Below are 23,438 nucleotides of genomic sequence, written 5' to 3' on the forward strand. Positions count from 1 at the left end.
GCCTCAGTCTTTCCGCGCGAGACCCTGGCGGTCGCTCTGCCAGCCGCCGCCGAGGGCCTTGTACAGGCCGACCGAGGCCTGCAGGCGGGCCAGTCGCAGTTGCACGGCGGCATCCTGCGCCGCGTACAGCGTGCGTTGCGTTTCGAGGACCGTCAGCAGGGTTTCCGCGCCGGCCTGGTAGCGGCTGTCGGAGAGATCGAAGGCGCGCTGCGCCTGCTCCAGCTCCTGCTGCTGCCAGTGCAACTGGCGGTCGAGGCCGTCGATGCTGTTCAGCGAGCGTTCGGTGTCGGCAAAGGCGGTGAGGATCGCCTTGCGGTAGGTTTCCAGCAGTTCTTCCTGACGCGCCAGGCTGCGGTCGCGCTCGGCGCGCAGGCGGCCGTGGTTGAAGATCGGGGCGAGCAGGTTGGCGCCCAGGTTGTAATAGGGGTTGCGGAAAGTGTCGGCGGCGCGGTTGGCGCCGGACGACAGCGAGGCGCTCAGGGTCAGCTTGGGGAACAGCGCCGCGCGCGCCACCTGCACGTCGGCCTGGGCCGCGGCCAGTTGCGCTTCGGCGTTGGCGATATCGGGACGGCGGCTGAGCAGTTCGCTCGGCAGGCCCGCTCCGGTCTCCGGCCAGCGCAGGCTGTCGAAAGGCCGCTCGGCCACCTGTAGCGCCTGCACCGGCTCGCCGATCAGGGTGGCCAGGGTAATCAGCGCCTCATGGGCCTGCTGCTCGAGCAGCGGCAGCTGCTTGCGCTGGCTGGCGACCAGGCTGCTCTGCTGGGCGACCTCCAGGGCGGTGGCCGAGCCCGCGGCATGGCGGGTCTCCACCAGGCGCAGGACGTGCTCGGCGTTGTCCAGGTTGAGCCTGGCGATGCGCTGCTGTTCGCGCAGCGCCAATACCTGCAGGTAGCTGTTGGCGACGCCGGAGAGCAGGGTCAGCTCTACCGTGGCGCGGTCGTACTCGCTGGCCTTGAGGCTTTCCAGGGCACTGCGGTAGGCAGCCCGGCGACCGCCCCAGAAGTCCACTTCGTAGCTGGCGCTGAGGCCGGCGGAGAAGGAGTCGACGGCATCGTTGTCGGAGGTCGCGTCGGTACCGCTGTAGCCCGAGTCGCGCAGGAGTTTCTGCCGGCTGGCGCCGAGCGTCGCATTCAGCTCCGGCAGCAACGGCGCGCCGGCGATCACCGCCGAGGCCTGGGCCTGGCGCACGCGGGCCACCGCTGCGCCGAGGTCCTGGCTGTTCAGCAGGGCGCGTTGCAGCAGGCTGTCCAGTTCCGGCGCGCCGAAGGCCTTCCACCACTGGCGGATGTCGCTGGCATCGCTGCGCCCGGCCGCCAGGTAGCGCCACTGAGGGGGCGCGGCCAGGCCGCTGTCGAGGGGCGCCGGCGTGCTGCCGCAGGCGCCGAGCAGCAGGCAGGCGGAAATCAGAGAAAGATTCTTCATGGACATGTCCGTCATTGGCTGGCCAGGGCGGCCACCGGGTCCAGCTGGGCGGCCTTGCGCGCCGGCATGAAGCCGAACACCAGTCCGGTGACCAGCGCGCAACTGAAGGCGCCGACGATGGCCGACAGGGAAAAGGCCACCGCGACCTGGCCGAGCAGCAGCACGCCGCCGATGCACAGGGCCAGGGCGATCCCGGCCAGGCCGCCGACCACCGAGAGCATCGCCGCCTCGGTGAGGAACTGGCGGAGGATATCGCCCTGGCGGGCGCCGGTGGCCATGCGGATGCCGATCTCGCGAGTGCGTTCGCGCACGGTCATGAGCATGATGTTCATCACGCCGATCCCGCCCACCAGCAGGGAGATCGCGGCGATCGAGCCGAGCATCAGCGACAGGGTGTTCTGGGTCTTCGCCTCGGCCTGGATCATCGCCGCGTTGTTGGTCAGCTCGTAGTCGCGCTGGCCGCGGTGCAGGCGCAGCATCAACTGGTCGATGGCGCGTTCGGCCTGGTGCACGCGCTGGGCGTCGGCGGCGGCGATGATCACGTACTCGGGGTTGCGCGTGCCGAACAGGCGGATGCTGGCAGCGGAGTAGGGGATGGCGATGCGGTTGTCGGCATCCTTGTCGCCGGAGCTGGAGCCTTTCTCGGCGAGCACGCCGATGACCTGGAACGGCACGTTCTCGATGAGGATGTAGCGGCCGATCGGGTTGGCGCTGCCGAACAGCTTCTTGCGCACCTTGTAGCCGATCACCGCGACCGTGGTGGCGGCGTCTTCGTCGCGCTCGGTGAAGTAGCTGCCCTCGGCCACCGGCCAGTTGAGGATTTCCGGGAAGTCGGTGTTGTTGCCGCCGACGTAGGCGTGGTAGTCGATGTTGCCGTAGCGCACCACCAGCTCGCCGCCGTTCACCGGCATGACCTTCTTCACCTGGGGCAGGGTGGCGATGGCGGCGACGTCGTCGCTGCTGACGATGCCCATCGGCGCGCGCGGGTTCGGCGAGTAGCCGCTGAGATAGATGATGTTCGAGCCGAACGCGCCCATCTGCGCCATCACCTGGCGCTTGCTGCCCTCGCCGACGGCGAGCATGACCACCACCGAGGCGACGCCGATGATGATCCCGAGCAGGGTCAGCGCGGTGCGGAACCGATTGATCCACATCACCCGCCAGGCGGCGCGCACCGCCTCCAGCAGTTCGGCGCGCCAGGCCCCCGAGGGTTCGCTGCTGCCCTCGGCGAGGCGCTGGCTGAGATCGTCGGCCTGCAGGTGGCGCTCGACGCCGGCGCTCGGGTGCGCCGGGCGCTCGTCGTTGGCGCTGTCGCTGACGATCTCGCCGTCGCGCACCTCGATGATGCGCTTGGCGCGGGCGGCGACGTCGCGGTCGTGGGTGATCAGGATCACCACGTGGCCCTGGCTGGCCAGCTCGTCGAGCAGCGCCATGACTTCCGCGCCGCTGTGGCTGTCGAGGGCGCCGGTGGGTTCGTCGGCGAGGATGATATGGCCGCCGTTCATCAGCGCGCGGGCGATCGACACCCGCTGCTGCTGGCCGCCGGACAACTGGTGCGGACGGTTGGCGGTGCGCTCGGCCAGGCCCAGGCGTTCGAGCAGGGCCCGCGCTCGGGTGTGCCGCTCGCTCGCCGGGATGCCGGCGTAGATCGCCGGCATCTCGACGTTTTCCTGGGCCGAGGCGGAGGGGATCAGGTGATAGCCCTGGAACACGAAGCCGAATGCCTCGCGGCGCAGCCAGGCCTGCTCGTCGCTGTCCAGTTCGGCGACGTCGTGGCCGGCGAAGTGGTAGCTGCCGGAGCTGGGCCGGTCGAGGCAGCCGAGGATGTTCATCAGGGTCGACTTGCCGGAGCCGGAGGCGCCGACGATGGCGACGAACTCGCCGGCGTGGATCGACAGCGATACGCCCTTGAGTACCTCGACTTCCGGGGTGCCATTGCCGCCGTAGCGCTTGCGGATGTCGCGCAGTTCGATCAGGGGGACGGGGTGCGTGGCGTTTTCCATCAGCTGTCGCTGCCGTCGGGAGCGGCCATCAGCAGGCGGTCGCCTTCCTCCAGGCCGGCAAGCACCTGTACCCGCAGGCGGTCGCTGATGCCGGTCCTGATCTGGCGGCTCTGCGGCTTGCCGTTGCTGCCGACCACCCAGGCGACCTGGCCGCCCTTGCCGTCGTCGTGGATGGCGGCGACCGGCGCGGTGAGGATGTTTTCCGCGGTGGCGGCGACGAAGAACACCTGGGCGGTCATTTCCGCCATCAGTTGGTGGTCGCCGTTGTCCACGTCGACCAGCACGGTATACAGCACCACCCGGCCGCTGCCGCTCTGCCCGCCGCTGCCGCTGGTGGGGCTGCCGCCGCCCTGGTTGCTCTGGTCCAGCGGCTTGGGCGGCACCGGGAGGATCTGCCGGACCTTGCCGGTCCAGCGCCGGCCTTCGCCGCTGAGGGTCGTGAAGTAGGCCGGCATGCCAGGCTTGACCCGGCCGATGTCGGCTTCCGAAACCTGGGCCCAGACGGTCATCGGCGACAATTTGGCGATCCGCAGGATCAACGGGGTCTGCTGCTGGGCATTGAGGGTCTGGCCTTCGCGCGCATCGACCGCCACCACCGTGCCGGACATCGGCGCGTAGATGCGGGTATAGCCGAGTTCGGCTTCGTCGCTGCGCAACGAGGCCTGGGCCTGGCGGATCTGCGCCTGGTACATCTCGATCCGCGCCTGGGTGGCGAGCATCTGCGCCTGGGCGCTCTGCACGTCCTCGGTACGCGTCGCGCCGCCGGCAGCCAGCCGCTGCTGGCGCTGGTACTGCTGGCGGGCGAGGGTGTACTGGGCACGTTGCTCGGCCAGCTGGGCCTTGAGCATCTCGATCGAATAGCGGCCGGCATCGACCTTGGCCTGCTGGGTGGAGGGGTCGATCTCGACCAGCAACTGGCCTTCCGTCACATCGTCCCCGGCCTCGACGTGCAACTTGCGGATCTGCCCGGAGGCCTGGGCGCCGACGTCGACGTAGCGCCGCGGTTGCAGGGTGCCGAGCGCCGAGACGCTGCTCTCGATGCTGCCGCGGCTGACGCTCACGGTATCGAAGCTGTTGCTGCGGAACGGATAGGCCTGCCAGGCGGCCAGGGCGATCAGGGGGCTGAGGCAGACTGCGACGAGCAGTGCGCGACGAGTACTACGGGTTCGTCTCATTCGGGAATCCGGCCGGTGCGTGGAGAGACCGCCGCTGTATGTCGAGCGGGCTGGCGCTCCCAGGTATACGAAGGCGGAAGCGGATAATTTAGCGTCGGATCAGAGCTGGGCGTAGCGGCTGCTGATGCGGATGCTGCCGTCGTCGCGGTGCTCGAGATCCACCGGCAGGACCTTCGGCAGGGCCTCCACCAGGTTGCGTATCTCGCGGGTGCTGTAGATGCCGCCGATGCGCAGTTCGGCGCTGGTCTTGTCGGTGAGGACCAGCGGATGCTCCAGGTAGCGGTTGATCAGCGGTAGGGCCTGAGCCAGCGGCAGGTCGTCGAGAATCAGGCGGCCTTCGCGCCAGGCCAGTGCCTGGCGGGTATCGACCGCCTCGACCAGCGGTTGCAGCAGTCCGGGGTAGTAGCTGGCCTGCATGCCCGGGGTCAGGCTGCTGTCGTTGCCCGAGCCTTCGCTGCGGACCTTCACCGAGCCTTCGGTCACGGTGACGACGACGTTGTCCTGGTACTTCCAGACGTTGAAGCGGGTGCCGGTGACGGTGATCGAACCCTTGCCGGCCCTGACCACGAAGGGGTGGGCCGTATCGTGGGTGACATGGAAATAGGCCTCGCCGTCGTCCAGTACGACGCGGCGGATGTCCCTGAAGTTGGCGAAGCTGAGGCGGGTCTTGAGATCCAGTTCTACCTCGCTGCCGTCGGGGAGGGTGACGTGGCGGATATTGTCCTGCGCCGTGTAGCGTTGATAGCTGGAGGGAATCCAGCCCTGCAACCAGCCCAGGTAGGTCGAGGCGGGGAGCAGGAACAGGGCGAGCGCGGCAGCTCGCGCCTGGTTTCTCCAGTGGCGCCTGCGGGAAGTACGCGGGCGCGGCCATGCCGGGGCGGCCGCCGGGGTGTCGGAGCGGCGGGGCAGCAATTCGCTGAGTTGCCAGATTTCTTCCATTGCTGCGTATTCGTCGGCGTGCCTCGGATCGCTCGCCAGCCAGCGACGGAACTCGGCACGCTCTTCCTCGCTACAGTCCTCGGCATGCAGGCGCATGCACCAGTGTGCGGCGTCCTGGACCAAGGTGTCGCTGTCGGCGGGGAGGGGTGTCTTCATCGAGGGTTCCGTTTGCGCCCTGTCGTCTCTGTTCGATGGCAAGGCTTTAAAGCTGGATGAGAATTATTATAAATTTAATGATTTCAGGCTGCCAACATCGCCTGTGGGGTTTCCCATTCTGTCAAGGATAGCGCTCACGCGGTAGCGAGCAGGAGTTGTCTTGGAAAACCATTATCGGGAGCTGTTGCGCTTTCTCAGCGCCAGGCTCGGAGACCGACAGGCGGCGGCCGACGTTGCTCACGACGCGTATTTGCGCGTGCTGGAACGCTCCAGTCAAGCGCGAATCGAGCATCCGCGGGCGTTCCTGTACCGGACGGCGCTCAATCTCGCGGTCGACGAGCATCGCCGCAGCCGGGTGCGCAAGGCCGAGCCCTTGCACGTCCTCGACGAGGAGGAGGGTATGTCCGAGCCTTCCCCCCAGGTACTCGAGGACCAGCGTCAGCGCCTCGACCTCCTGACCCTGGCGCTGAACGAACTGCCGCCGCTGTGCCGCGAGTCCTTCCTCCTGCGCAAGCTGGAAGGTCTTTCCCACAACGAGATAGCGGCGCACCTGAATATCTCCCGCAGTCTCGTGGAAAAGCACATCGTCAATGCGATGAGGCACTGCCGCCTGCGCATGCGAGCCTGGGAGTCCAGTTGATCCAGCGCGGTTAAATTTCGTTTCCCGGTCCTCGTTCCTAGTCAACAGACGCCCTTACGGGCCGCTCTTGACCTATCGCTCCCCGGTTTCGGGAGCCTATCCAGAGGACACTGGAAATGACCCAGGCTACAGCAACCGCCGTCGTTCACGACCTTATCGGTATCGGCTTCGGCCCCTCGAACATCGCCCTGGCGATCGCCCTTGAGGAACGCGCGAGGACCCAGGGGGAACTGCAAGTCCTGTTCCTCGATAAACAGGCCGACTATCGCTGGCACGGCAATACCCTGGTCAGCCAGAGCGAGTTGCAGATTTCCTTCCTCAAGGACCTGGTATCCCTGCGCAATCCAACCAGTCCCTATTCCTTCGTCAACTACCTGCACAAACATGGGCGCCTGGTGGACTTCATCAACCTGGGCACCTTCTACCCCTGCCGCATGGAGTTCAACGACTATCTGCGCTGGGTCGCCGGCCACTTCGCCGAGCAGAGCCGTTATGGCGAGGAAGTGTTGTCGGTCGAGCCGATGCTGGTCGAGCGCAAGGTCGAGGCGCTGCGGGTGACTTCGCGCAACGCCGAAGGCGAGGAGCTTGTGCGGACCACTCGCTCGGTGGTGGTCAGCGCCGGCGGTACGCCACGAATTCCCCTGGCGTTCCGCCACCTGAAGGATGATGGCAGGGTCTTCCACCATTCGCAGTATCTGGAGCGCATGCTCAAGCAGCCCTGTGTCAACGGCCAGCCGATGAAAGTCGCGATCATCGGCGGCGGACAGAGTGCCGCCGAAGCCTTCATCGATCTCAACGACAGCTATCCATCGGTACAGGTCGACCTGATCCTGCGCGGTTCGGCGCTGAAGCCGGCGGACGACAGCCCGTTCGTCAACGAAGTATTCGCGCCCGAGTTCACCGACCTGATCTACAACCAGGAAGGCGCGGAGCGTGAGCGCCTGGTGCGCGAGTACCACAACACCAACTATTCGGTGGTGGATATCGACCTGATCGAGCGTATTTACGGCATCTTCTATCGCCAGAAGGTTTCCGGAGTCCCGCGCCACGCCTTCCGTAGCCTGCGCTCGGTGGAGAAGGCCACAGCAGGCGCCGAGGGTATCGAGCTGGCGCTGCGTAATACCGCCAATGGCGAACTGAGCGTGCAGCGCTACGACCTGGTAATCCTCGCCACCGGTTATGAGCGGCAGTTGCATCGTCAACTGCTGGAGCCGATGGCCGACTACCTCGGGGACTTCGAGGTCGACCGCAACTATCGTCTGATCACCGACCAGCGTTGCCAGGCGTCGATCTACATGCAGGGCTTCTGCCAGGCCAGCCACGGCCTCAGCGACACCCTGCTGTCGGTGCTGCCGGTGCGTGCCGAGGAAATCTCCGGCTCCCTGTACCAGCACCTGAAGCCCGGTACTGCGGCCCGCGCCCTGCACGAGCACGCCCTGGCCAGCTGATCGGCGCCACGCCGCCACGCCCTGTGTTGCCCGTTTCCCCGCCAGGGGATGCCCGGCACGCAGGGCGTTTTCGTTGTATGTCCCGGCCGTTCCGGCCACCACTTTGCAGAGAAACGACATCGATGGGGATGCGTACCGTACTGACCGGCCTGGCCGGCATGCTGTTGGGTTCGATGATGCCGGTCCAGGCCGATATGCCGCGGCCGACCGGGCTGGCCGCGGATATCCGCTGGACCGCCTATGGCGTGCCGCACATCCGGGCCAAGGATGAGCGCGGCCTGGGCTACGGCATCGGCTACGCCTATGCGCGCGACAACGCCTGCCTGCTGGCCGAGGAGATCGTCACCGCGCGCGGCGAGCGGGCGCGCTATTTCGGCAGCGAGGGCAAGTCGTCGGCGGAGCTGGACAACCTGCCGTCCGACATCTTTTACGCCTGGCTCAACCAGCCCGAGGCGCTGCAAGCCTTCTGGCAGGCGCAGACGCCCGCGGTGCGCCAGTTGCTCGAAGGCTACGCCGCCGGTTTCAACCGCTTCCTCCGCGAGGCCGACGGCAAGACCACCAGTTGCCTTGGCCAGCCCTGGCTGCGGGCCATCGCGACCGATGACCTGCTGCGCCTGACCCGGCGCCTGCTGGTCGAAGGCGGGGTCGGCCAGTTCGCCGACGCGCTGGTGGCCGCCGCGCCGCCCGGCACGGAGAAGGTCGCCCTGAGCGGCGAGCAGGCGTTCCAGGTCGCCGAGCAGCGGCGCCAGCGCTTCCGCCTGGAGCGCGGCAGCAACGCCATTGCCGTTGGCAGCGAACGTTCGGCTGACGGCAAGGGCATGCTCCTGGCCAACCCGCACTTCCCCTGGAACGGCGCGATGCGTTTCTACCAGATGCACCTGACCATTCCCGGCCGGCTCGACGTGATGGGGGCCTCGCTGCCCGGCCTGCCGGTGGTCAACATCGGCTTCAGCCGCCACCTGGCCTGGACCCACACGGTGGATACCTCCAGCCACTTCACCCTGTATCGCCTGGCGCTGGACCCGAAGGACCCGCGGCGCTACCTGGTCGACGGTCGTTCGCTGCCGCTGGAGGAGAAATCCGTCGCGATCGAGGTGCGCGGCGCCGACGGCAAGCTGTCGCGCGTCGAGCACAAGGTCTACCAGTCGATCTACGGCCCGCTGGTGGTCTGGCCCGGCAAGCTGGACTGGAACCGCAGCGAGGCCTATGCGCTGCGTGACGCCAACCTGGAGAACACCCGGGTGCTGCAACAGTGGTACTCGATCAACCAGGCCAGCGACGTCGCCGACCTGCGCCGGCGCGTCGAGGCGCTACAGGGGATCCCCTGGGTCAACACCCTGGCCGCGGACGAGCAGGGCAACGCCCTGTACATGAACCAGTCGGTGGTGCCCTACCTGAAGCCGGAACTGATTCCCGCCTGCGCCATTCCGAAACTGGTCGCCGAAGGCCTGCCGGCCCTCCAGGGGCAGGACAGCCGCTGTGCCTGGAGCCGCGACCCGGCCGCGGCCCAGGCTGGCATCACCCCGGCGGCGCAACTGCCGGTGCTGTTGCGCAGGGACTTCGTGCAGAACTCCAACGACAGCGCCTGGCTGACCAACCCGGCGAGCCCGTTGCAGGGCTTTTCACCCCTGGTCAGCCAGGAAAAACCCATCGGTCCGCGGGCGCGCTACGCCCTGAGCCGGCTACAGGGCAAGCAGCCGCTGGAGGCGAAGACGCTCGAGGAAATGGTCACCGCCAACCATGTCTTCAGCGCCGACCAGGTGCTGCCGGACCTGCTCCGCCTGTGCCGCGACAACCAGGGCGAGAAGTCCCTTGCCCGCGCCTGCGCGGCCCTGGCGCAGTGGGACCGTGGCGCCAACCTCGACAGCGGCAGCGGCTTCGTCTACTTCCAGCGCTTCATGCAACGCTTCGCCGAACTCGACGGCGCGTGGAAGGAACCGTTCGATGCGCAACGTCCCCTGGATACGCCGCAAGGCATCGCCCTCGACCGGCCGCAGGTGGCGACCCAGGTGCGCCAGGCGCTGGCGGACGCGGCGGCGGAGGTGGAGAAGAGCGGGATTCCCGACGGCGCGCGCTGGGGCGACCTGCAAGTGAGCACCCGTGGCCAGGAACGCATCGCGATTCCCGGCGGCGATGGCCATTTCGGGGTCTACAACGCGATCCAGAGCGTCCGCAAGGGCGACCACCTGGAGGTGGTCGGCGGCACCAGCTACATCCAGCTGGTGACCTTCCCCGAGGAAGGGCCCAAGGCTCGCGGGTTGCTGGCTTTCTCCCAGTCCAGCGATCCGCGCTCGCCGCACTACCGCGACCAGACCGAGCTGTTTTCCCGCCAGCAATGGCAGACCTTGCCGTTCAGCGACAGGCAGATCGACGCCGACCCGCAACTGCAACGGCTAAGCATTCGCGAATGATAAGCAATGCCTATCAGATCTGATGGGAAAAAAACTGACGGTTTTTCCGCGCTCGTTCGTCTTTAACCATAGAGGCGGCCCACAGCCGCCCGGTTTCAGGGAACACGTGCAGGCAGCGAGCAGGGATGCTCGGCTTCGGCGGGGACCCGCTACCCACTCGTCCACGAAAGGAGCGTCACGATGACCCATTCGCCCGTCAAACAGATGTTGAAGGAGGCCGGCCTGAAGATGAGCCTGGCCCGGCTGAAAGTGATCGATGCGCTCTGGGAAGCCTCGGGGGAGCAGGGCCGGGTGCCGATCCGCACCCTGCACCGGCGTCTCTCCGAAACCGGTACGCCGCTGTCCCTGGTGAGCATCCGCCAGGTCCTCGGGCGCCTGGTGGAAAGCGGCCTGGTGACCCTCGACGAACAGGATGTCTACAGCCCCGGCAAGGCTTCCTGGGGCGGTGCCGCCGGTTCCGCGGCGCCCGAGCGCCGCGCCGCGGCCAACGAGCAGCGGCTCTGACGCGGTATCCCTGTTCTCGGGCAGCGGGTAAAGTCTGCCCCATGCTCAATCCCGACGATTTCCGTTTTCCTTCCATCGAAGCGTTGCAGGCGTTCGAAGCGGCTGCCCGGCTGGGTACCTTCGAGCGCGCCGCCGAACTCCTGTCGATCACCGGCAGCGCCGCCAGCAAGCGGGTTTCCGGTCTCGAGGGGATGCTCGGGGTGAGCCTGTTGCAGCGCGACGGCCGCTCGCTGGCGCTGACCTCCCACGGCCGCGAGTACCTCGAACAGATCGCGCCGATCCTCGCCCAGCTCGCGGCGGTTCCGCTGCATCGTCGCCAGGTCCAGCGCCAGCAGCGGCTGACCCTGCGCACGCCGCCGACCTTCGCCCGGCAGATCCTGATTCCGCGCCTGGCGTCCTTCGCCGAGGCCTGTCCGGAAATCGAGCTGGAGATTCTCCTGTCGAGTCCTTCGGACGGCCAGGACCTGCCGCTGGCCGATGTCGAGGTGCGCGGCGACAGCCATGGCGTGGCGGCCGGTGAGCGGTTGCTGGAGGAGCGCGTGCTACCGATGGCCGCGCCGGGGCTGCTGCTGGGCCTGCCGCGGCCCTGGACGCCAGCCATGCTCGCCGGCCTGCCGTTGCTGCGCTCGCCGCTGGAGCCCTGGCAGCCGTGGTTCCGCGTGGCCGGGCTGGACTGGCCGGAGCCCTGCGCCGGGCCGCGCCTGCTCGATTTGGGCATGACCCTGGAAGCCGCCGCCAACGGCCAGGGCGTGGCCCTCGCGCGACCCTCGCTGGCGCGCGCCTGGCTTGCCGAGGGGCGGCTGGTGGTGCTGTTCCCGCTGCGTTCGGCGCCCACCCACCATTACCACCTGCGCAGCCACCAGGCCTCGCCGGCCAGCCAGCGTTTCGCCGCCTGGCTGGCGGCGATCTGCCGCGAGGCGGTGGCCCAGGGCAGGGAATTCCTTCCGGCGGCGGACGACTGAAACGGCGGAATTTCCTTCCGCCGATGCCGACAATTATTCCGCCTGCGGCGGTACGTCGCGCTCTACCATCCAGCCACCCCCGAAGGAGTGGACTGCATGAGCGTCATCACCGATATCGAAGACCTGCGCCGCCTGGCGCGCAAGCGCGTGCCGCGGATGTTCTACGACTACGCCGACTCCGGTTCCTGGAGCGAAGGCACCTACCGCGCCAACCAGGACGACTTCGCCGCGATCAAGCTGCGCCAGCGGGTCGCGCGGAATATCGAGAACCGCTCGCTGCGCACCCGCATGCTCGGCCAGGAGATGGCCATGCCGGTGGCCATCGCGCCCACCGGGCTGGCCGGCATGCAGCATGCCGACGGCGAGATCCTCGCCGCCCGCGCCGCCGCCGAGTTCGGCGTGCGCTACACCCTGTCGACCATGAGCATCTGTTCCCTGGAGGACATCGCCACGGAAGTCGGCCAGCCGTTCTGGTTCCAGCTCTACGTGATGCGCGACCGCGATTTCATCGAACGCCTGATCGACCGCGCCAAGGCCGCCGGCTGCGACGCGCTGGTGCTGACCCTCGACCTGCAGATCATCGGCCAGCGCCACAAGGACCTGAAGAACGGTCTCTCGGCGCCGCCGCGGCCGACCCTGGCCAACCTGCTGAACATCGCCACCAAGCCGCGCTGGGCGCTGGGCATGCTCGGCACCCGGCGTCGCGGTTTCGGCAACATCGTCGGGCACGTCAAGGGCGTCGACGACATGGGCTCACTGTCCGAGTGGACCGCCCGCCAGTTCGACCCGCGGCTGAACTGGGGCGACGTCGAATGGATCAAACGCCGCTGGGGCGGCAAGCTGGTGCTCAAGGGCATCCTCGATGCCGAGGATGCGCGGTTGGCCGCCGACTCCGGCGCCGATGCGCTGGTCGTCAGCAACCATGGCGGACGCCAACTGGACGGCGCGCCCTCGACCATCAGCGCGCTGCCGGAGATCGTCGAGGCGGTGGGCGAGCGCATCGAGGTCTGGCTCGACAGCGGCATCCGTTCCGGGCAGGACGTGCTCAAGGCCATCGCCCTCGGTGCGCGCGGGACCATGATCGGCCGTCCCTATCTCTATGGGCTGGGCGCGCTGGGGCAGGCCGGAGTGACGCGGGCGCTGGAGATCATCGCTCGTGAGCTGGACCTGACCATGGCCTTCTGCGGCCATACCGACATCCGCGAGGTCGGCCGGGACATCCTGTTGCCGGGAAGCTACCCGCGATAGCCGCGAACGGCGAAGGGGAGGGAAGAGCGCAAGCCGCGCGGCTCGACGGCCGCGCGGCAAACAGGATCAGGCGGCGGAACTCCAGCGCAGGACGATGCTGCCGTCGCGCTGCGGGTCGAGCAGCCACTGGTTGGAACGGTCGAAGCTTTCCAGCAGGTGGGCCCAGTCGCCCTCGTCTTCGCCGGGCAATCGGGAAATGCAGGCCTGGCAGGCCTGTTGCGCAGCCGGGGCGTGGATGATGCGCTGGATGCGGGTGTTCAGCAGGTCATAGGCCGTGGGCAGGGCGGGGATCGATGCAGTGTGGTTCATGGGTGCCTCCGCTTGCTTTCTCGGTTATGGGTGGGTGGACAAAGGAACCCTCGGTTCCGGCGAGATACCTTTGTAGCGGAACTCGTGTGAAGAAAGTATTGCAACGTTGTCGCAGGGGCGCGCCGCAGGGATGTACGGCTCTTGGCAACGGCTCTGGCGGTAGGCGACACTGCGTCGCGAGGAAAATCGTTGCGCATTGTTTCAATTCGCGGAAAGGCGTTTTTCCAGGGATGGGCTTTGACCGGCACCCAGTGCAAGGCAAGGTGACCGGTACTTCTCGACGGATACGACTGCATGGCGTTAGAACCTTCCGATGTTTTGCTCGAATCGGTGTTTTGTCAGCTGGATGCCGACACCCCGCGTTCCCTCCATGATCTCAAGGGCGACCCCAGGGCCAACCTGCTGGCGATCCGCCTGCTGTTCCGCCAGGGCCGCATCACCGGCGTGCTGCTGGACGACCCCAGCGGTGCCGAGGACCAGCATGGGCCGTTGATCTACCACGCCGAGCGCCTGCGCGTGCGGCGCGGCTAGCGCCGTTGCCCCTGGCCGAGCCGCTCGCTTTCCGGCGAAGCGGCGAGGAGCGGGCCACCGGGAACGCGGCCTCGCCCGGGCGATTTCCGCCCGGCTTGGGTATCGTTGAATTCCATTCAACGATACGTTCAGTTCTGCCAGGTTATCCGCCGCAGTCCTCTCGCCAATAATCTCCCTTCAGTCCGATGAGAGACTCGCCGCGCCCATGGGGGGCGGCGCAGTCGCCGTGCGACTCCATAACCAGAAACCAGAAAAGGCGTGCACCGATGATTACCCTGAACCTCAATGGCAAGGATCATCAGCTCGATGTCACCGAGGATATGCCCTTGCTCTGGGCCATCCGCGACGTCGTCGGCTATACCGGGACCAAGTTCGGCTGCGGCATGGGCCTGTGCGGCTCCTGCACCATCCATATCGACGGCCAGGCCACCCGTTCCTGCATCACGCCGGTGAGCCTGGCGCAGGGCAGGAAGGTCACCACCATCGACCACCTGCACACCGACAAGGTCGGCGAAGTCGTCCAGCAGGCCTGGCTGGACATCGGCGTGGCGCAGTGCGGCTATTGCCAGGGCGGGCAGATCATGTCGGCCACGGCGTTGCTGAAGAGCAACCCCGCGCCCAGCGACGAGCAGATCGAGGCGGCCATGGCCGGCAACATCTGCCGCTGCGGCACCTACAACCGGATCAAGACGGCGATCCACAACGCCTCCGCCAAGTTGCAGGAGGCCAAGGCATGAAGCGCTCGTACCCCGACGATCTGGTCATCGGCAATCTCAGCCGCCGCGGTTTCCTCAAGGGCGTCGGCGCCACCGGCGTGCTGCTGGTGGCTGCCAACTGGGGCTGGCGCGACGCCCTGGCCGCCGAGAAGAAGGCCTTCGGCGCCGACGCCATGCCCCATGGCTGGGTGGACAACCCGAAGATCTACGTGAGCATCGACCGGGACGGCACGGTCGGCATCGTCTGCAACCGCTCGGAAATGGGCCAGGGCGTGCGCACCAGCCTGGCGATGGTGGTGGCCGACGAGCTGGAGGCCGACTGGAGCCGGGTCAAGGTGATCCAGGCGCCCGGCGACGAAGCGCGCTACGGCAACCAGGACACCGATGGCTCGCGCAGCATGCGCCATTGGTTCGAACCCATGCGCCGCTGCGGAGCGGCGGCGCGACAGATGCTCGAACAGGCCGCGGCCAACCAGTGGAAGGTCCCGCTGGGCGAGTGCCGCGCCGAACAGAACAAGGTGCTGCATGCGCCCAGCGGCCGTTCGCTGTCCTTCGGCGAACTGGCCGAGGCCGCCGCGGGCCTCGAAGTGCCGGCGCGCGACAATCTGCTGCTGAAGAAGCCCGAGCAGTTCCGCTACATCGGCAAGGACGTGGCGCGCGCCATCGACGGCGCCGATATCGTCAATGGCCGCGCCGGCTTCGGCTTCGACGCGCGCTTCGACGACATGCTCTACGCCGTGGTCGCCCGGCCGCCGGTCTACGGCGGCAAGCTCAAGCGCTACGACGCCGCCGCGGCGCTGAAGGTGCCGGGGGTGGTCAAGGTGATCGAGATCGAGGGCCGGCCGATCCCGTCCGAGTTCCAGCCGCTGGGCGGGGTCGCCGTGGTGGCGCAGAACACCTGGGCGGCGATCAAGGGGCGCGAGGCGCTGGTGGTCGAGTGGGACGCCGGGGTCAACGGCGGCTACGACTCGGTGGCCTACCGCAAGCAACTGGAAGAGGCCGCGCGCAAGCCGGGCAAGGTGGTGCGCGACAGCGGCGATGCCGCGGCGCTATTCGCCAAGGGCGGGGATATCGTCGAGGCCGAGTACTACCTGCCGCACCTGGCCCAGGCGCCGATGGAACCGCCGGTCTCCACCGCCTGGTACAAGGACGGCGCCTGCGAGGTCTGGGCCCCGACCCAGGCGCCGCAAGTGACCCGCGAGCGCATCGCCGAGCGCCTGAAACTGCCGTTCGACAAGGTCACGGTCAACGTGACCCTGCTCGGCGGCGGTTTCGGCCGCAAGTCCAAGCCCGACTTCGTGCTGGAAGCGGCGATCCTGGCCAAGGCGTTCCCCGGTCGCCACCTGCGCGTGCAGTGGACCCGCGAGGACGACCTGCATTTCTCCTATTTCCACACGGTCTCGGTGGAGCGCCTGCAGGCCGTGCTTGGCGCCGACGGGCTGCCGCAGGCCTGGCTGCATCGCTCGGTGGCGCCGAGCATCACCGCACTGTTCGGCCCGGACAGCAAGCACCAGGGCGCCTTCGAACTGGGCATGGGCCTGACCAACCTGCCGTTCGCCATCCCCAACGTGCGCCTGGAGAACCCCGAGGCCCCGGCGCACACCCGGGTCGGCTGGTTCCGCTCGGTCTCCAACATCCCCCACGCCTTCGCCATCCAGAGCTTCGTCGGCGAACTGGCGGCGAAGGCCGGCCAGGACCCGAAGGACTACCTGCTCAAGCTGCTCGGCCCGGCGCGGCGGATCGACACCGCCGAACTCGGCGACAGCTGGAACTACGGCGAGTCGCCGGAGCGCTACCCGCTCGATGTCGGCCGCCTGCGCGGGGTGATCGAGGAGGCGGCGCGCCAGTCCGGCTGGGGCGGCGAGCTGCCCAGGGGCAGGGCGCGGGGAATCGCCGCGCACTACAGCTTCGTCACCTACGTGGCGGTGGTGATCGAGGTGGAGGTGAAGGACGACGGCGCGCTGCTGGTGCACAAGGCCACCATCGCCGCCGACTGCGGTCCGCAGATCAACCCCGAGCGCATCCGCTCGCAGCTCGAAGGCGCCTGCGTGATGGGCCTGGGCCTGGCGGCGCTGGGCGAGATCAGCTTCAAGGATGGCAAGGTCCAGCAGGACAATTTCCACCAGTACGAGCTGGCGCGCATGCCGCTGGCGCCCAAGGCGGTGTCGGTGCATCTGCTCGAGCCGGATGGCGACCTGCCGTTGGGCGGGGTCGGCGAGCCCGGCGTGCCGCCGATAGCGCCGGCGCTGTGCAACGCGATCTTCGCCGCCACCGGCAAGCGCATCCGCGAGTTGCCGATCCGCAATCAGTTGCAGGGGTGGCGGAAGGCCTAAGTCCTAGGTCCTGATCGTCGCCTGCGTGAGTTCGCGCGAGCGCAGGCGATGGATCAGGTTCTACGCGGAAGTCGTTGTCGAAGAAGAGTTTTCCGTGCCGCCGTCCCTCCCTGGCAGAGGCCTGTCGGCGGATAACGCGCGTGGCCTCGTTCGCCCTGCGCAGCGAAGGCGGTAAGCGGATGCCAGGGCGGACAACGGGTAGCGTTATGCGCCGCCTTGTCGTTTCAACTTAAAGTGAATTCTAGTATTTTATTTATCTTATTAATCAATAGGATAAATCGTTTATTAAAAGTATTTTATAAGAAGTGGGGGCTTCCCAGTCGCTCCAGGCCGCCTGCTTGCCGTCGAAACCTGATTGGCAATTCTCCAGGATCGACGACCCCGCGTCGTCCGTGCGCGAGGCCGTCATGGCGGTTCAGTAGATCGGCAGGTCCGGTTCGGGCAAGGCGACGATGTCGTTCGCCGTCAGCCCCAGCAGGCTCATCAGCGCCGGGTCGCGCAACGGCGACTCGCCGCGTACCGGGCCGAAGATTTCCGCCATGTGCCTGCGCAGGCTGGCCACCCGCTGGCGATCGGCCATCCAGCGGGTGAAATCGTGCACGTCGACGTTCTTCAGCGACTCCAGTGGCGGCAGCCCAGGCGCTTCGCCGACGTCAGCGCGGGCGCGCCAGCCGCCGTAGCTGGACTGGAACTCGGCCGAGCCCAGGTAGGACAGCAGCAGCTTGGCCGTGGCCGGATGACGGGCGGCCTTGAAAATCGCCGCGCGCTGGTTCCAGACGATGAACGGCTCGTCGGTCGGGATGAAGTAGCCGGCCGGCGTATCGCTGTCGGTCGCATAGCCGGTCAGGTTGCCCAGCGAACCGATGGAGTCGGTGCCCACCGAGGCCGCCGGCGCCGCCGTGCCGCGCAGGAAGTTCGGTTTCTGCGCCGCCAGGGCGCGCAGGAAACCGCTGCCGTAGCGCCGTTCCAGCTTGTCGTAGACGTACAGCACCGCATCGTCGTCATGGGGATAGGTCAGCACCAGCTTGCCCTTGAAGGCCGGCTTCAGGTAATCGGCGAAGCGCGTCGGATAGCGCTCCGCTGGCAGCCGGACGGAAGCGTAGGTCGGCACGAAGGCGTTGTTGTAGGCCGTGACATAGGCGCCGTCGGGATCGGCGTAGCCTTTCTTCTGCCGGGCGAAGCCGATCGGCTTGTAGCGCAGCAGCACGTCGCGGGCCTTCCATTTGTCGAAATCGAAGGTGGTTTGCAGCATCGCCACGTCCGGCGTCAGGGTGCCGGCGGCGAGTTCCTGGTCGATGCGCAGGTCGTGGAACTTGGAGAGGTCCACCGTGACGTCCAGGGTCACGCCGGGAAAGCGGCTCTCGAAGGCTGTCTTCAACCAGTCCATCTGGTTCGGCGCGTCGCCGCCGGCCCAGAGCACCACCTTGCCGCCTTCGCCCCGTGCGCGGGCGTAGAGCGACGCGAGCCTGTCGGTCTCGCCGGGAATGACCAGGGTCGCCCCCGCGGTTTCCGGCCCTAGAGCTGGCTTTCGTGGCAATTTTCCCGCCGTTTCGCCGGCGAACGAAGAAGATGCGAAGACCAGAACCCATGCCGCCATCAGCGGCTTCACCCTGTCGATCATGTGCCGTTCCTCTGCTGAAAACGAGCGTCGCCGCTCCCGGTGAGGCCGGCGCGCAGGCGCGCCCCTCATGGATGGGACTGGTCCGCCGCGCCGGGCTTCAGCGCCGCGAGGAGACTTCGCGGAAAATCGCGGCAGACTTCTCGTTTCGGCATTCCCGGATGCTTGCGCGGGAACTCCGGGTACGGCCGCGTGGAACCTGCCTAGAAGCCGGCCTTCACCGCCAGCGCCGCGGCGGCCGTCCGCGTGTTCACTTCCAGGGCGCGCAGCAGCGAGGAAACGTGCACGCGCACGGTGAACGGCGAGATCGACAGCGCGCGGCCGATTTCCTTGTTCGACAGGCCATCGGCGATCAGCCGCAGTACCGCTTGCTGCCGTGGGGTCAGGGCGTCCAGGAGGGCGCGTTGCCGACTGCCGGCGCTCGACCCGCCGCGCAGGCGCACCACCGGTTCGCCGCTGCCGAGCGTCTGCAACGCCGTGCCGATCTCCCCGGCCTCCAGGGATTTGCCGAGGTAGCCGTCGGCGCCGGCGGCCAGCACCTCGTCCACCAGACGCGGGTCGTCGAGCATCGAGACGATGACGATTGCGCTGTGCCGATAGGCGCGACGCAAGCGCTCGATGGACTGGGAGGCGGCGAAGCCGGGAAGCAGCAGGTCGAGGACGAAGAGGGCGGGAGGTTCCGGCGAGACGCTCGAGGCCAGGCGCAGCACCTCGTCGAAGCTGCCCGCTTCGCTCACGGCGGCTTGCGGGAGGTAGCGGCGGACGACCCGTCTCAGGCCATCGCGGAACAGGGGATAGTCATCGGCGACGATGACCCGTGCGGGGAGGCTTCTTGTGCTAGGCATTGTCGTCCCGTCCTTGGGGGCGGCCAGGGTGCGGCAACCCCTGCATCGACCGGCCGCAGGCCGGCGAGGGCGCTGCGGGCACCGTTCGATCCGCCGAAAATCCTTTTTCGTCGATCCCTGTCGCGGGGCTCCGCCCCGCATGACAGCGGAATTCTAGCGCCGCTGGCGACACGCATGTCGGGCATTCGTCAGAAAAACAGCAAGCCAGCCCCACGGCGAGCGCGATGGGCTGGTCTATCCTGCTACAACGCCATCGCGCTCGGGAGGACGGCATGGGCTGCCCGCAGGTCTGCGCCGGCGCCACCCTGCAATGCAGCTTCGGGGCGGCGCCGACGGTGCTCAACGTGTTGCCGCAGAACCGCACCCTGACCAGCGGGATGCCGGCGGCGAACATCATGGACCACATCCCGCTGCTGAACATTCCCACCTTCGGCCTCTGCCAGAGTCCGGCCAACCCCGTGGTGGCCGCCGCCACCGCCGCCGCCCTCGGCGTACTGACGCCGATGCCGTGCATTCCCGCCACCGCCAGCCCGTGGATCCCCGGCGGTCCGCCGACCCTGCTGCTGGGCGGGATGCCCGCGCTGGACGCCAACGGCACGCTGATCTGCACCTGGGGCGGGGTGATCAAGATCAGCGTGCCGGGACAGGTGCAGATGCTGATTCCCTGAGCGCCGCCTGGCCGATGCGCGCCTAGGGCTCCGCCAGCCTGATCCACCACCAGCGCCAGCGCGCCATGGGCCTGCCCTCGCTGTCCAGCGGCCGGCCGTCATCGGCGAACGGCTGGGCGCCGTCCAGTAGCTGGCCGTTCAGGTAGCGTCCGTCGAAGGCCAGTTGGCCATTGCCATGGAAGCGCTGGTAGACCCCGTCGCGCACGCCGTCGCGGTAATGCTCGCGCTCGGCCACCTGGCCGTTGGCGAAATAGGTGAGCGCTTCGCCGTGGAGCAGCCCGTTGCGGTAGTGCGCCTTGCGCTGCAACCAGCCTTCCGCGGCATGGAAACTGACCGGCCCGTGCAGCTTGCCGTCGACGAAGGCGAGTTGCGCGGAGACCTTGCCGTTGGGATGGAACAGGGTGCTGGCGCCGTGCAACTGGCCCTGCCGGTAGCCAAGGCTGGCCTGCGGCCTGTCGTGCTCGTCGATGCGCAACGGACCTTCCAGGCTGCCGTCGAGCAGGTTACCAGCGAGATGGCTGTCGCCACGAACCAGGTCGAGCTTGCCGGATGCCGCCATGCGCTTCTCCTCAGTTGACCTTTACCAGGCCGCCCTTGATGGTCAGCATGCCGCCGCCGTCCACCGTCTGTTCGGCGCCGGCCTTGTTGGTCAGGCTGACGCCGGCATCGTTGGTCAGGCTGGTGCCGGCCTTGTTGGTGAGGGAGGTGCCGGCCTGGTTGGTCAGCGACGTCCCGGCCTTGCTGGTCAGCGAGGTGCCGGCCTGGGCGGCGAGGTCGGCGTCGCTCTTCAGGGTCAGGCTGCCGCCGCTCTGCAGGGCGAGGGTGCCGCTGACCTTGATGGTCAGGTTGCCGTCCACCGTCAGCTCGAAGTTGCCGCTGACCTTGTGGCTGTAGTTGCCGCCGGTGCTGTGGGTCTGGTCGGCGCCCACCGTCACCGTGCGCGTGTCCTTCACATCCAGGCTGTCGCTGCCGGTCTGGATGGTCACCGTGCGCTTGCCTTTCTCCAGGGTGACGGTCTCGTCGCCTTCCTTCACCGTGCGGGTGCGGGCGTTCTGCACCGTCAGGGTCTCGTCGTGGCCGATGCTGGCGGTGCTGTCGTTGAGCACGTTGACGTTGAGGTCCTTCTGCGCCTGGAGGAAGACTTCCTCGGCGTCCTTCTTGTCCTCGAAGCGCAGCTCGTTGAAGCCGCCACCGCCCTTCGACGAGTTGGTCTTGATCCCGGACTGCGTCTGGTTGTCCGGCAGCGCGTAGGGCAGGGCGTTGTCGCCGTTGTAGACGCAGCCGGTGACCAGCGGGCGGTCCGGGTCGCCGTCGATGAAGGTGACGATCACTTCCTGGCCGATGCGCGGCACGAACTGCATGCCGAAGCCCTTGCCGCTCCAGGGCAGCACCACGCGCACCCAGCAGGAGGAGGTCTCATCGTTCTTGCCGTCGCGGTCCCAGGGGAACTGGATCTTGATCCGGCCGTACTGGTCGGTCCAGATCTCCTCACCGGCCTTGCCCACCACCAGGGCGGTCTGGGTGTGCATGCGCGGCTTGGGCGTGACCCGCGCGGGGCGGTAGGCGGTGGCCTTGGGGATCGCCTCGAAGCGGTTGCGGTAGTGCGCGTGACTGGCGTCATGGGTGACCGAGGTCAGCACCCAGTCGATATTCAGCGAATCGTCGTCATGCCCGCTGAGGGTGAACCAGTGGCCGGGCACCAGCCAGCGGCAGTCGCTCTCGCCGATCAGGCGCGTCTCCTGGCTGCGCAGGCCGTCGATGCGTTGCTTGGTCAGGCTGTCGCCCTGGGCCTTGGCGGTGTAGCCGCCGGGGTGCTGGTAGACGCCGGCGGCGCCGGAAACCGCCTCGGCCTGGGAGTAAAGCGAGGTGCCCGGGGTGGTGAACTCGTAGTCGGTGGCGCTGTAGGTCCCGGATACCGCCTGGAGGCTGTACTGCGCCGAACGCACGCCCTGCAACTCGCGCACGCCGATTCCTTGGTCCAGGTAGGCCACTTGCGGGCCGTTGGGAATCAGCGGGAAGGCGTCGTTGCTGTCGGCCAGCACCAGGGTGTGCTTGCCGGCGGCATGGGTGAAGAACCAGAAGATGCCGTCTTCCTCCAGCAGCCGCGAGACGAAGGCGAGGTCGCTCTCGCCGTACTGCACGCAGTATTCGCGGGGCTGGTAGCTGCCGCTGAGCTGCAACTGGTAGTCGCTGAAGCCGTGCTGGTCGAAGACCTGGGTGACGATGTCGCTGGTGGCCAGGTTCTGGAACACCCGGTTGTTGCTGGCCAGCGTCAGCCACCAGAGCCAGGGGCGCAACAGCACCTGGTAGCGCTCGGCGCTGGCATCGCCGGGGAGTTGGCGGATCTCCGCGACCAGGCCGTCGAGCGGACGCTGGTCGGCGTCGTTGTGCAGGGTGGCGGTGAGATGGGTGGCCACCGCATTGCTCAACGTCAGCGCGGTGGCGCTGTAGCCGCCGAGCGTCAGGCTGCCCAGCTCGTTCAACGCCTCGCCCCCGGAAAGCGTCTGGGGGTAAAGATCACCCAGGGTGGAGGCGCTGAGGGAGAGGGTGGTATTGGTGTCGGTGGGACGGGGCATTAGTGTGCCTTGTCATGCCAGCCCGAAGGAATGATGAATAACCTCAAGACGACCTTCATCCCGATTTTTCCATCCACGTATAGATCACCGGAAAATGATCGCTCCTCATCGGTTGGCCAAGTATTTGTCGAGGAACTCCAGCTTTTCCCAAAAGGCCATCGAATGAGTGGATGTGGATTGGTTGTCCATGTGCTGTACGTTCCAGACCAGAATTTCAGCGCCATAATGGTGACTTGGTCAGAGTTCATAAAGGGGGATGGAGGAGGCTTATTTTGTGGTTATGAAGTGTCAAAAAATAGATATTCCATTACTCGTTTCCTTTTTATTTGAGATGGCGCTAAATTATTCTTAAGGTACTCTCTGTCTTGCTTCCGAAGCTCGAAATCTTGGCGTTAGCACTACATTGCCTTGCGCATCAAAGAGTACCCCGTCTTTATGGTAATTGCCGTCGGCAAATTCTTTCGGTACCGACACCGATGAATTATAGTAATATACATCTATATTGGGGTAGCCCATGCTGTCTCGCATTTTGCTTTTGAATGAAGTAGCAAATTCCGAAAACTCACCCCCTGAGTTACATACGTAGAGCTTGACTCTTCTATGGTTTGCATTTAATCCTGCTACTTTCAGTCTTACTGACAGTTCCCCTGCCGTTAACGCCGGTATGAGCCCGTTCGCAGGAGGGGTGCTCAGGCTGAATATGTAGTCTGAGATGCCTTCGTAACCATGAGCAATCACGTACAGCGTATCGTCATTGTTTATGATATTTAATGGCTTCATGTGCTTAGTGTTGTAAAATAATAGCTTCGGTGGTTCTCTGCCGCGAGGATCCTTTGCCACTTGGGATGCCCAAAGCGTACCCATGGATAGTAGTTCGTTATTGCTTTCTTCGCTTGTGAATGGCACGAATAAATAGTTCATATAGACTCCTCAA

General features: G+C 66.7%; 21 protein-coding genes. 11 read left to right on the plus strand and 10 right to left on the minus strand.

Annotation, left to right across the window (positions count from 1 at the left end):
• Positions 1 to 3 precede the first annotated feature (3 nt).
• The 4 genes from ompQ to M6E97_RS10505 form a co-directional block, all read right to left on the minus strand.
• Positions 4 to 1,428, minus strand: coding sequence for a pyoverdine export/recycling transporter outer membrane subunit OmpQ (gene ompQ, locus M6E97_RS10490; RefSeq protein WP_019371757.1), 1,425 nt, complete (start codon positions 1,426 to 1,428; stop codon positions 4 to 6).
• A gap of 5 nt (positions 1,429 to 1,433) precedes the next feature.
• Positions 1,434 to 3,425, minus strand: coding sequence for a pyoverdine export/recycling transporter ATP-binding/permease subunit PvdT (pvdT, locus tag M6E97_RS10495; RefSeq protein ID WP_023087489.1), 1,992 nt, complete (start codon positions 3,423 to 3,425; stop codon positions 1,434 to 1,436).
• The gene (pvdR, locus tag M6E97_RS10500; protein ID WP_003089547.1) at positions 3,425 to 4,600 is read right to left on the minus strand and encodes a pyoverdine export/recycling transporter periplasmic adaptor subunit PvdR; all 1,176 of its coding nucleotides are present in this window, start codon (positions 4,598 to 4,600) and stop codon (positions 3,425 to 3,427) included. The genes pvdT and pvdR overlap by 1 nt, the downstream gene beginning before the upstream one ends.
• A 99-nt stretch (positions 4,601 to 4,699) precedes the next feature.
• A complete protein-coding gene (locus M6E97_RS10505; RefSeq protein WP_009876474.1) occupies positions 4,700 to 5,695 on the minus strand; it encodes a FecR family protein in 996 nt (331 codons plus the stop codon).
• 160 nt (positions 5,696 to 5,855) lie between these two features.
• Between M6E97_RS10505 and M6E97_RS10510 the strand changes: the two genes are divergently transcribed.
• The 6 genes from M6E97_RS10510 (at position 5,856) to lldA (ending at position 12,908) form a co-directional block, all read left to right on the plus strand.
• A complete protein-coding gene (locus tag M6E97_RS10510; RefSeq protein WP_003089542.1) occupies positions 5,856 to 6,335 on the plus strand; it encodes a sigma-70 family RNA polymerase sigma factor in 480 nt (159 codons plus the stop codon).
• Positions 6,336 to 6,451: 116 nt separating this feature from the next.
• Complete coding sequence (locus tag M6E97_RS10515; protein ID WP_003089540.1) at positions 6,452 to 7,783, plus strand: lysine N(6)-hydroxylase/L-ornithine N(5)-oxygenase family protein; 1,332 nt, start codon at positions 6,452 to 6,454, stop codon at positions 7,781 to 7,783.
• A gap of 122 nt (positions 7,784 to 7,905) precedes the next feature.
• Positions 7,906 to 10,194 carry an acyl-homoserine lactone acylase PvdQ gene (gene pvdQ / locus M6E97_RS10520; RefSeq protein WP_033988918.1) on the plus strand — a complete coding sequence of 763 codons (2,289 nt, stop codon included), beginning with the start codon at positions 7,906 to 7,908 and terminating at the stop codon, positions 10,192 to 10,194.
• Positions 10,195 to 10,374: 180 nt separating this feature from the next.
• Complete coding sequence (locus M6E97_RS10525) at positions 10,375 to 10,698, plus strand: transcriptional repressor (RefSeq protein WP_003089535.1); 324 nt, start codon at positions 10,375 to 10,377, stop codon at positions 10,696 to 10,698.
• A 41-nt stretch (positions 10,699 to 10,739) separates the two neighbouring features.
• Positions 10,740 to 11,660 (plus strand): LysR substrate-binding domain-containing protein, encoded by a 921-nt coding sequence (locus M6E97_RS10530; RefSeq protein WP_003124571.1) that lies wholly within the window; start codon positions 10,740 to 10,742, stop codon positions 11,658 to 11,660.
• 96 nt (positions 11,661 to 11,756) lie between these two features.
• Positions 11,757 to 12,908 carry an L-lactate dehydrogenase LldA gene (gene lldA, locus M6E97_RS10535; protein ID WP_023091755.1) on the plus strand — a complete coding sequence of 384 codons (1,152 nt, stop codon included), beginning with the start codon at positions 11,757 to 11,759 and terminating at the stop codon, positions 12,906 to 12,908.
• Between the two features lie 66 nt (positions 12,909 to 12,974).
• On the opposite strand, the gene M6E97_RS10540 is transcribed toward lldA, so the two are convergent.
• Positions 12,975 to 13,217: a DUF1654 domain-containing protein gene (locus tag M6E97_RS10540; protein WP_003089526.1), complete on the minus strand. Its 243-nt coding sequence runs from the start codon at positions 13,215 to 13,217 to the stop codon at positions 12,975 to 12,977.
• 294 nt (positions 13,218 to 13,511) lie between these two features.
• On the opposite strand from M6E97_RS10540, the gene M6E97_RS10545 reads away from it, so the two are divergent.
• The 3 genes from M6E97_RS10545 to M6E97_RS10555 all read left to right on the plus strand — a co-directional run bounded on the left by M6E97_RS10545 (position 13,512) and on the right by M6E97_RS10555 (position 16,797).
• Positions 13,512 to 13,748 carry a hypothetical protein gene (locus tag M6E97_RS10545; protein ID WP_003104944.1) on the plus strand — a complete coding sequence of 79 codons (237 nt, stop codon included), beginning with the start codon at positions 13,512 to 13,514 and terminating at the stop codon, positions 13,746 to 13,748.
• Positions 13,749 to 14,014: 266 nt separating this feature from the next.
• Positions 14,015 to 14,485, plus strand: coding sequence for a (2Fe-2S)-binding protein (locus M6E97_RS10550; protein WP_003089521.1), 471 nt, complete (start codon positions 14,015 to 14,017; stop codon positions 14,483 to 14,485).
• Positions 14,482 to 16,797, plus strand: a complete 2,316-nt coding sequence (locus M6E97_RS10555; RefSeq protein ID WP_033938601.1) for a xanthine dehydrogenase family protein molybdopterin-binding subunit — start codon at positions 14,482 to 14,484, stop codon at positions 16,795 to 16,797. Before M6E97_RS10550 ends, M6E97_RS10555 begins: the two co-directional genes overlap by 4 nt.
• Positions 16,798 to 17,212: 415 nt before the next feature.
• On the opposite strand, the gene M6E97_RS10560 is transcribed toward M6E97_RS10555, so the two are convergent.
• On the minus strand, positions 17,213 to 18,418 hold the full coding sequence (locus tag M6E97_RS10560; protein WP_003089517.1) for an ABC transporter substrate-binding protein: 1,206 nt from the start codon (positions 18,416 to 18,418) through the stop codon (positions 17,213 to 17,215).
• A 200-nt stretch (positions 18,419 to 18,618) separates the two neighbouring features.
• Entirely contained in the window at positions 18,619 to 19,260 is a 642-nt protein-coding gene (locus tag M6E97_RS10565; RefSeq protein WP_003110901.1) for a LuxR C-terminal-related transcriptional regulator, read from the minus strand.
• A 272-nt stretch (positions 19,261 to 19,532) separates the two neighbouring features.
• On the opposite strand from M6E97_RS10565, the gene M6E97_RS10570 reads away from it, so the two are divergent.
• Positions 19,533 to 19,928 carry a DUF4280 domain-containing protein gene (locus tag M6E97_RS10570; RefSeq protein WP_003089513.1) on the plus strand — a complete coding sequence of 132 codons (396 nt, stop codon included), beginning with the start codon at positions 19,533 to 19,535 and terminating at the stop codon, positions 19,926 to 19,928.
• Positions 19,929 to 19,950: 22 nt separating this feature from the next.
• On the opposite strand, the gene M6E97_RS10575 is transcribed toward M6E97_RS10570, so the two are convergent.
• Both M6E97_RS10575 and tssI read right to left on the minus strand, forming a co-directional pair.
• Complete coding sequence (locus tag M6E97_RS10575) at positions 19,951 to 20,487, minus strand: toxin-antitoxin system YwqK family antitoxin (protein ID WP_003131532.1); 537 nt, start codon at positions 20,485 to 20,487, stop codon at positions 19,951 to 19,953.
• A gap of 10 nt (positions 20,488 to 20,497) precedes the next feature.
• On the minus strand, positions 20,498 to 22,504 hold the full coding sequence (tssI, locus tag M6E97_RS10580; RefSeq protein WP_034005083.1) for a type VI secretion system tip protein VgrG: 2,007 nt from the start codon (positions 22,502 to 22,504) through the stop codon (positions 20,498 to 20,500).
• Positions 22,505 to 22,537: 33 nt separating this feature from the next.
• Here tssI and M6E97_RS10585 point away from each other — a divergent pair, with 33 nt between their 5' ends.
• Positions 22,538 to 22,834, plus strand: coding sequence for a hypothetical protein (locus M6E97_RS10585; protein WP_153565817.1), 297 nt, complete (start codon positions 22,538 to 22,540; stop codon positions 22,832 to 22,834).
• 18 nt (positions 22,835 to 22,852) lie between these two features.
• Here M6E97_RS10585 and M6E97_RS10590 read toward each other — a convergent pair whose 3' ends face one another.
• Positions 22,853 to 23,425 (minus strand): hypothetical protein, encoded by a 573-nt coding sequence (locus M6E97_RS10590; RefSeq protein ID WP_003122693.1) that lies wholly within the window; start codon positions 23,423 to 23,425, stop codon positions 22,853 to 22,855.
• Positions 23,426 to 23,438: the final 13 nt, after the last annotated feature.

Source organism: Pseudomonas sp. B111 (assembly GCF_026428275.1).
Classification (GTDB): domain Bacteria; phylum Pseudomonadota; class Gammaproteobacteria; order Pseudomonadales; family Pseudomonadaceae; genus Pseudomonas; species Pseudomonas aeruginosa.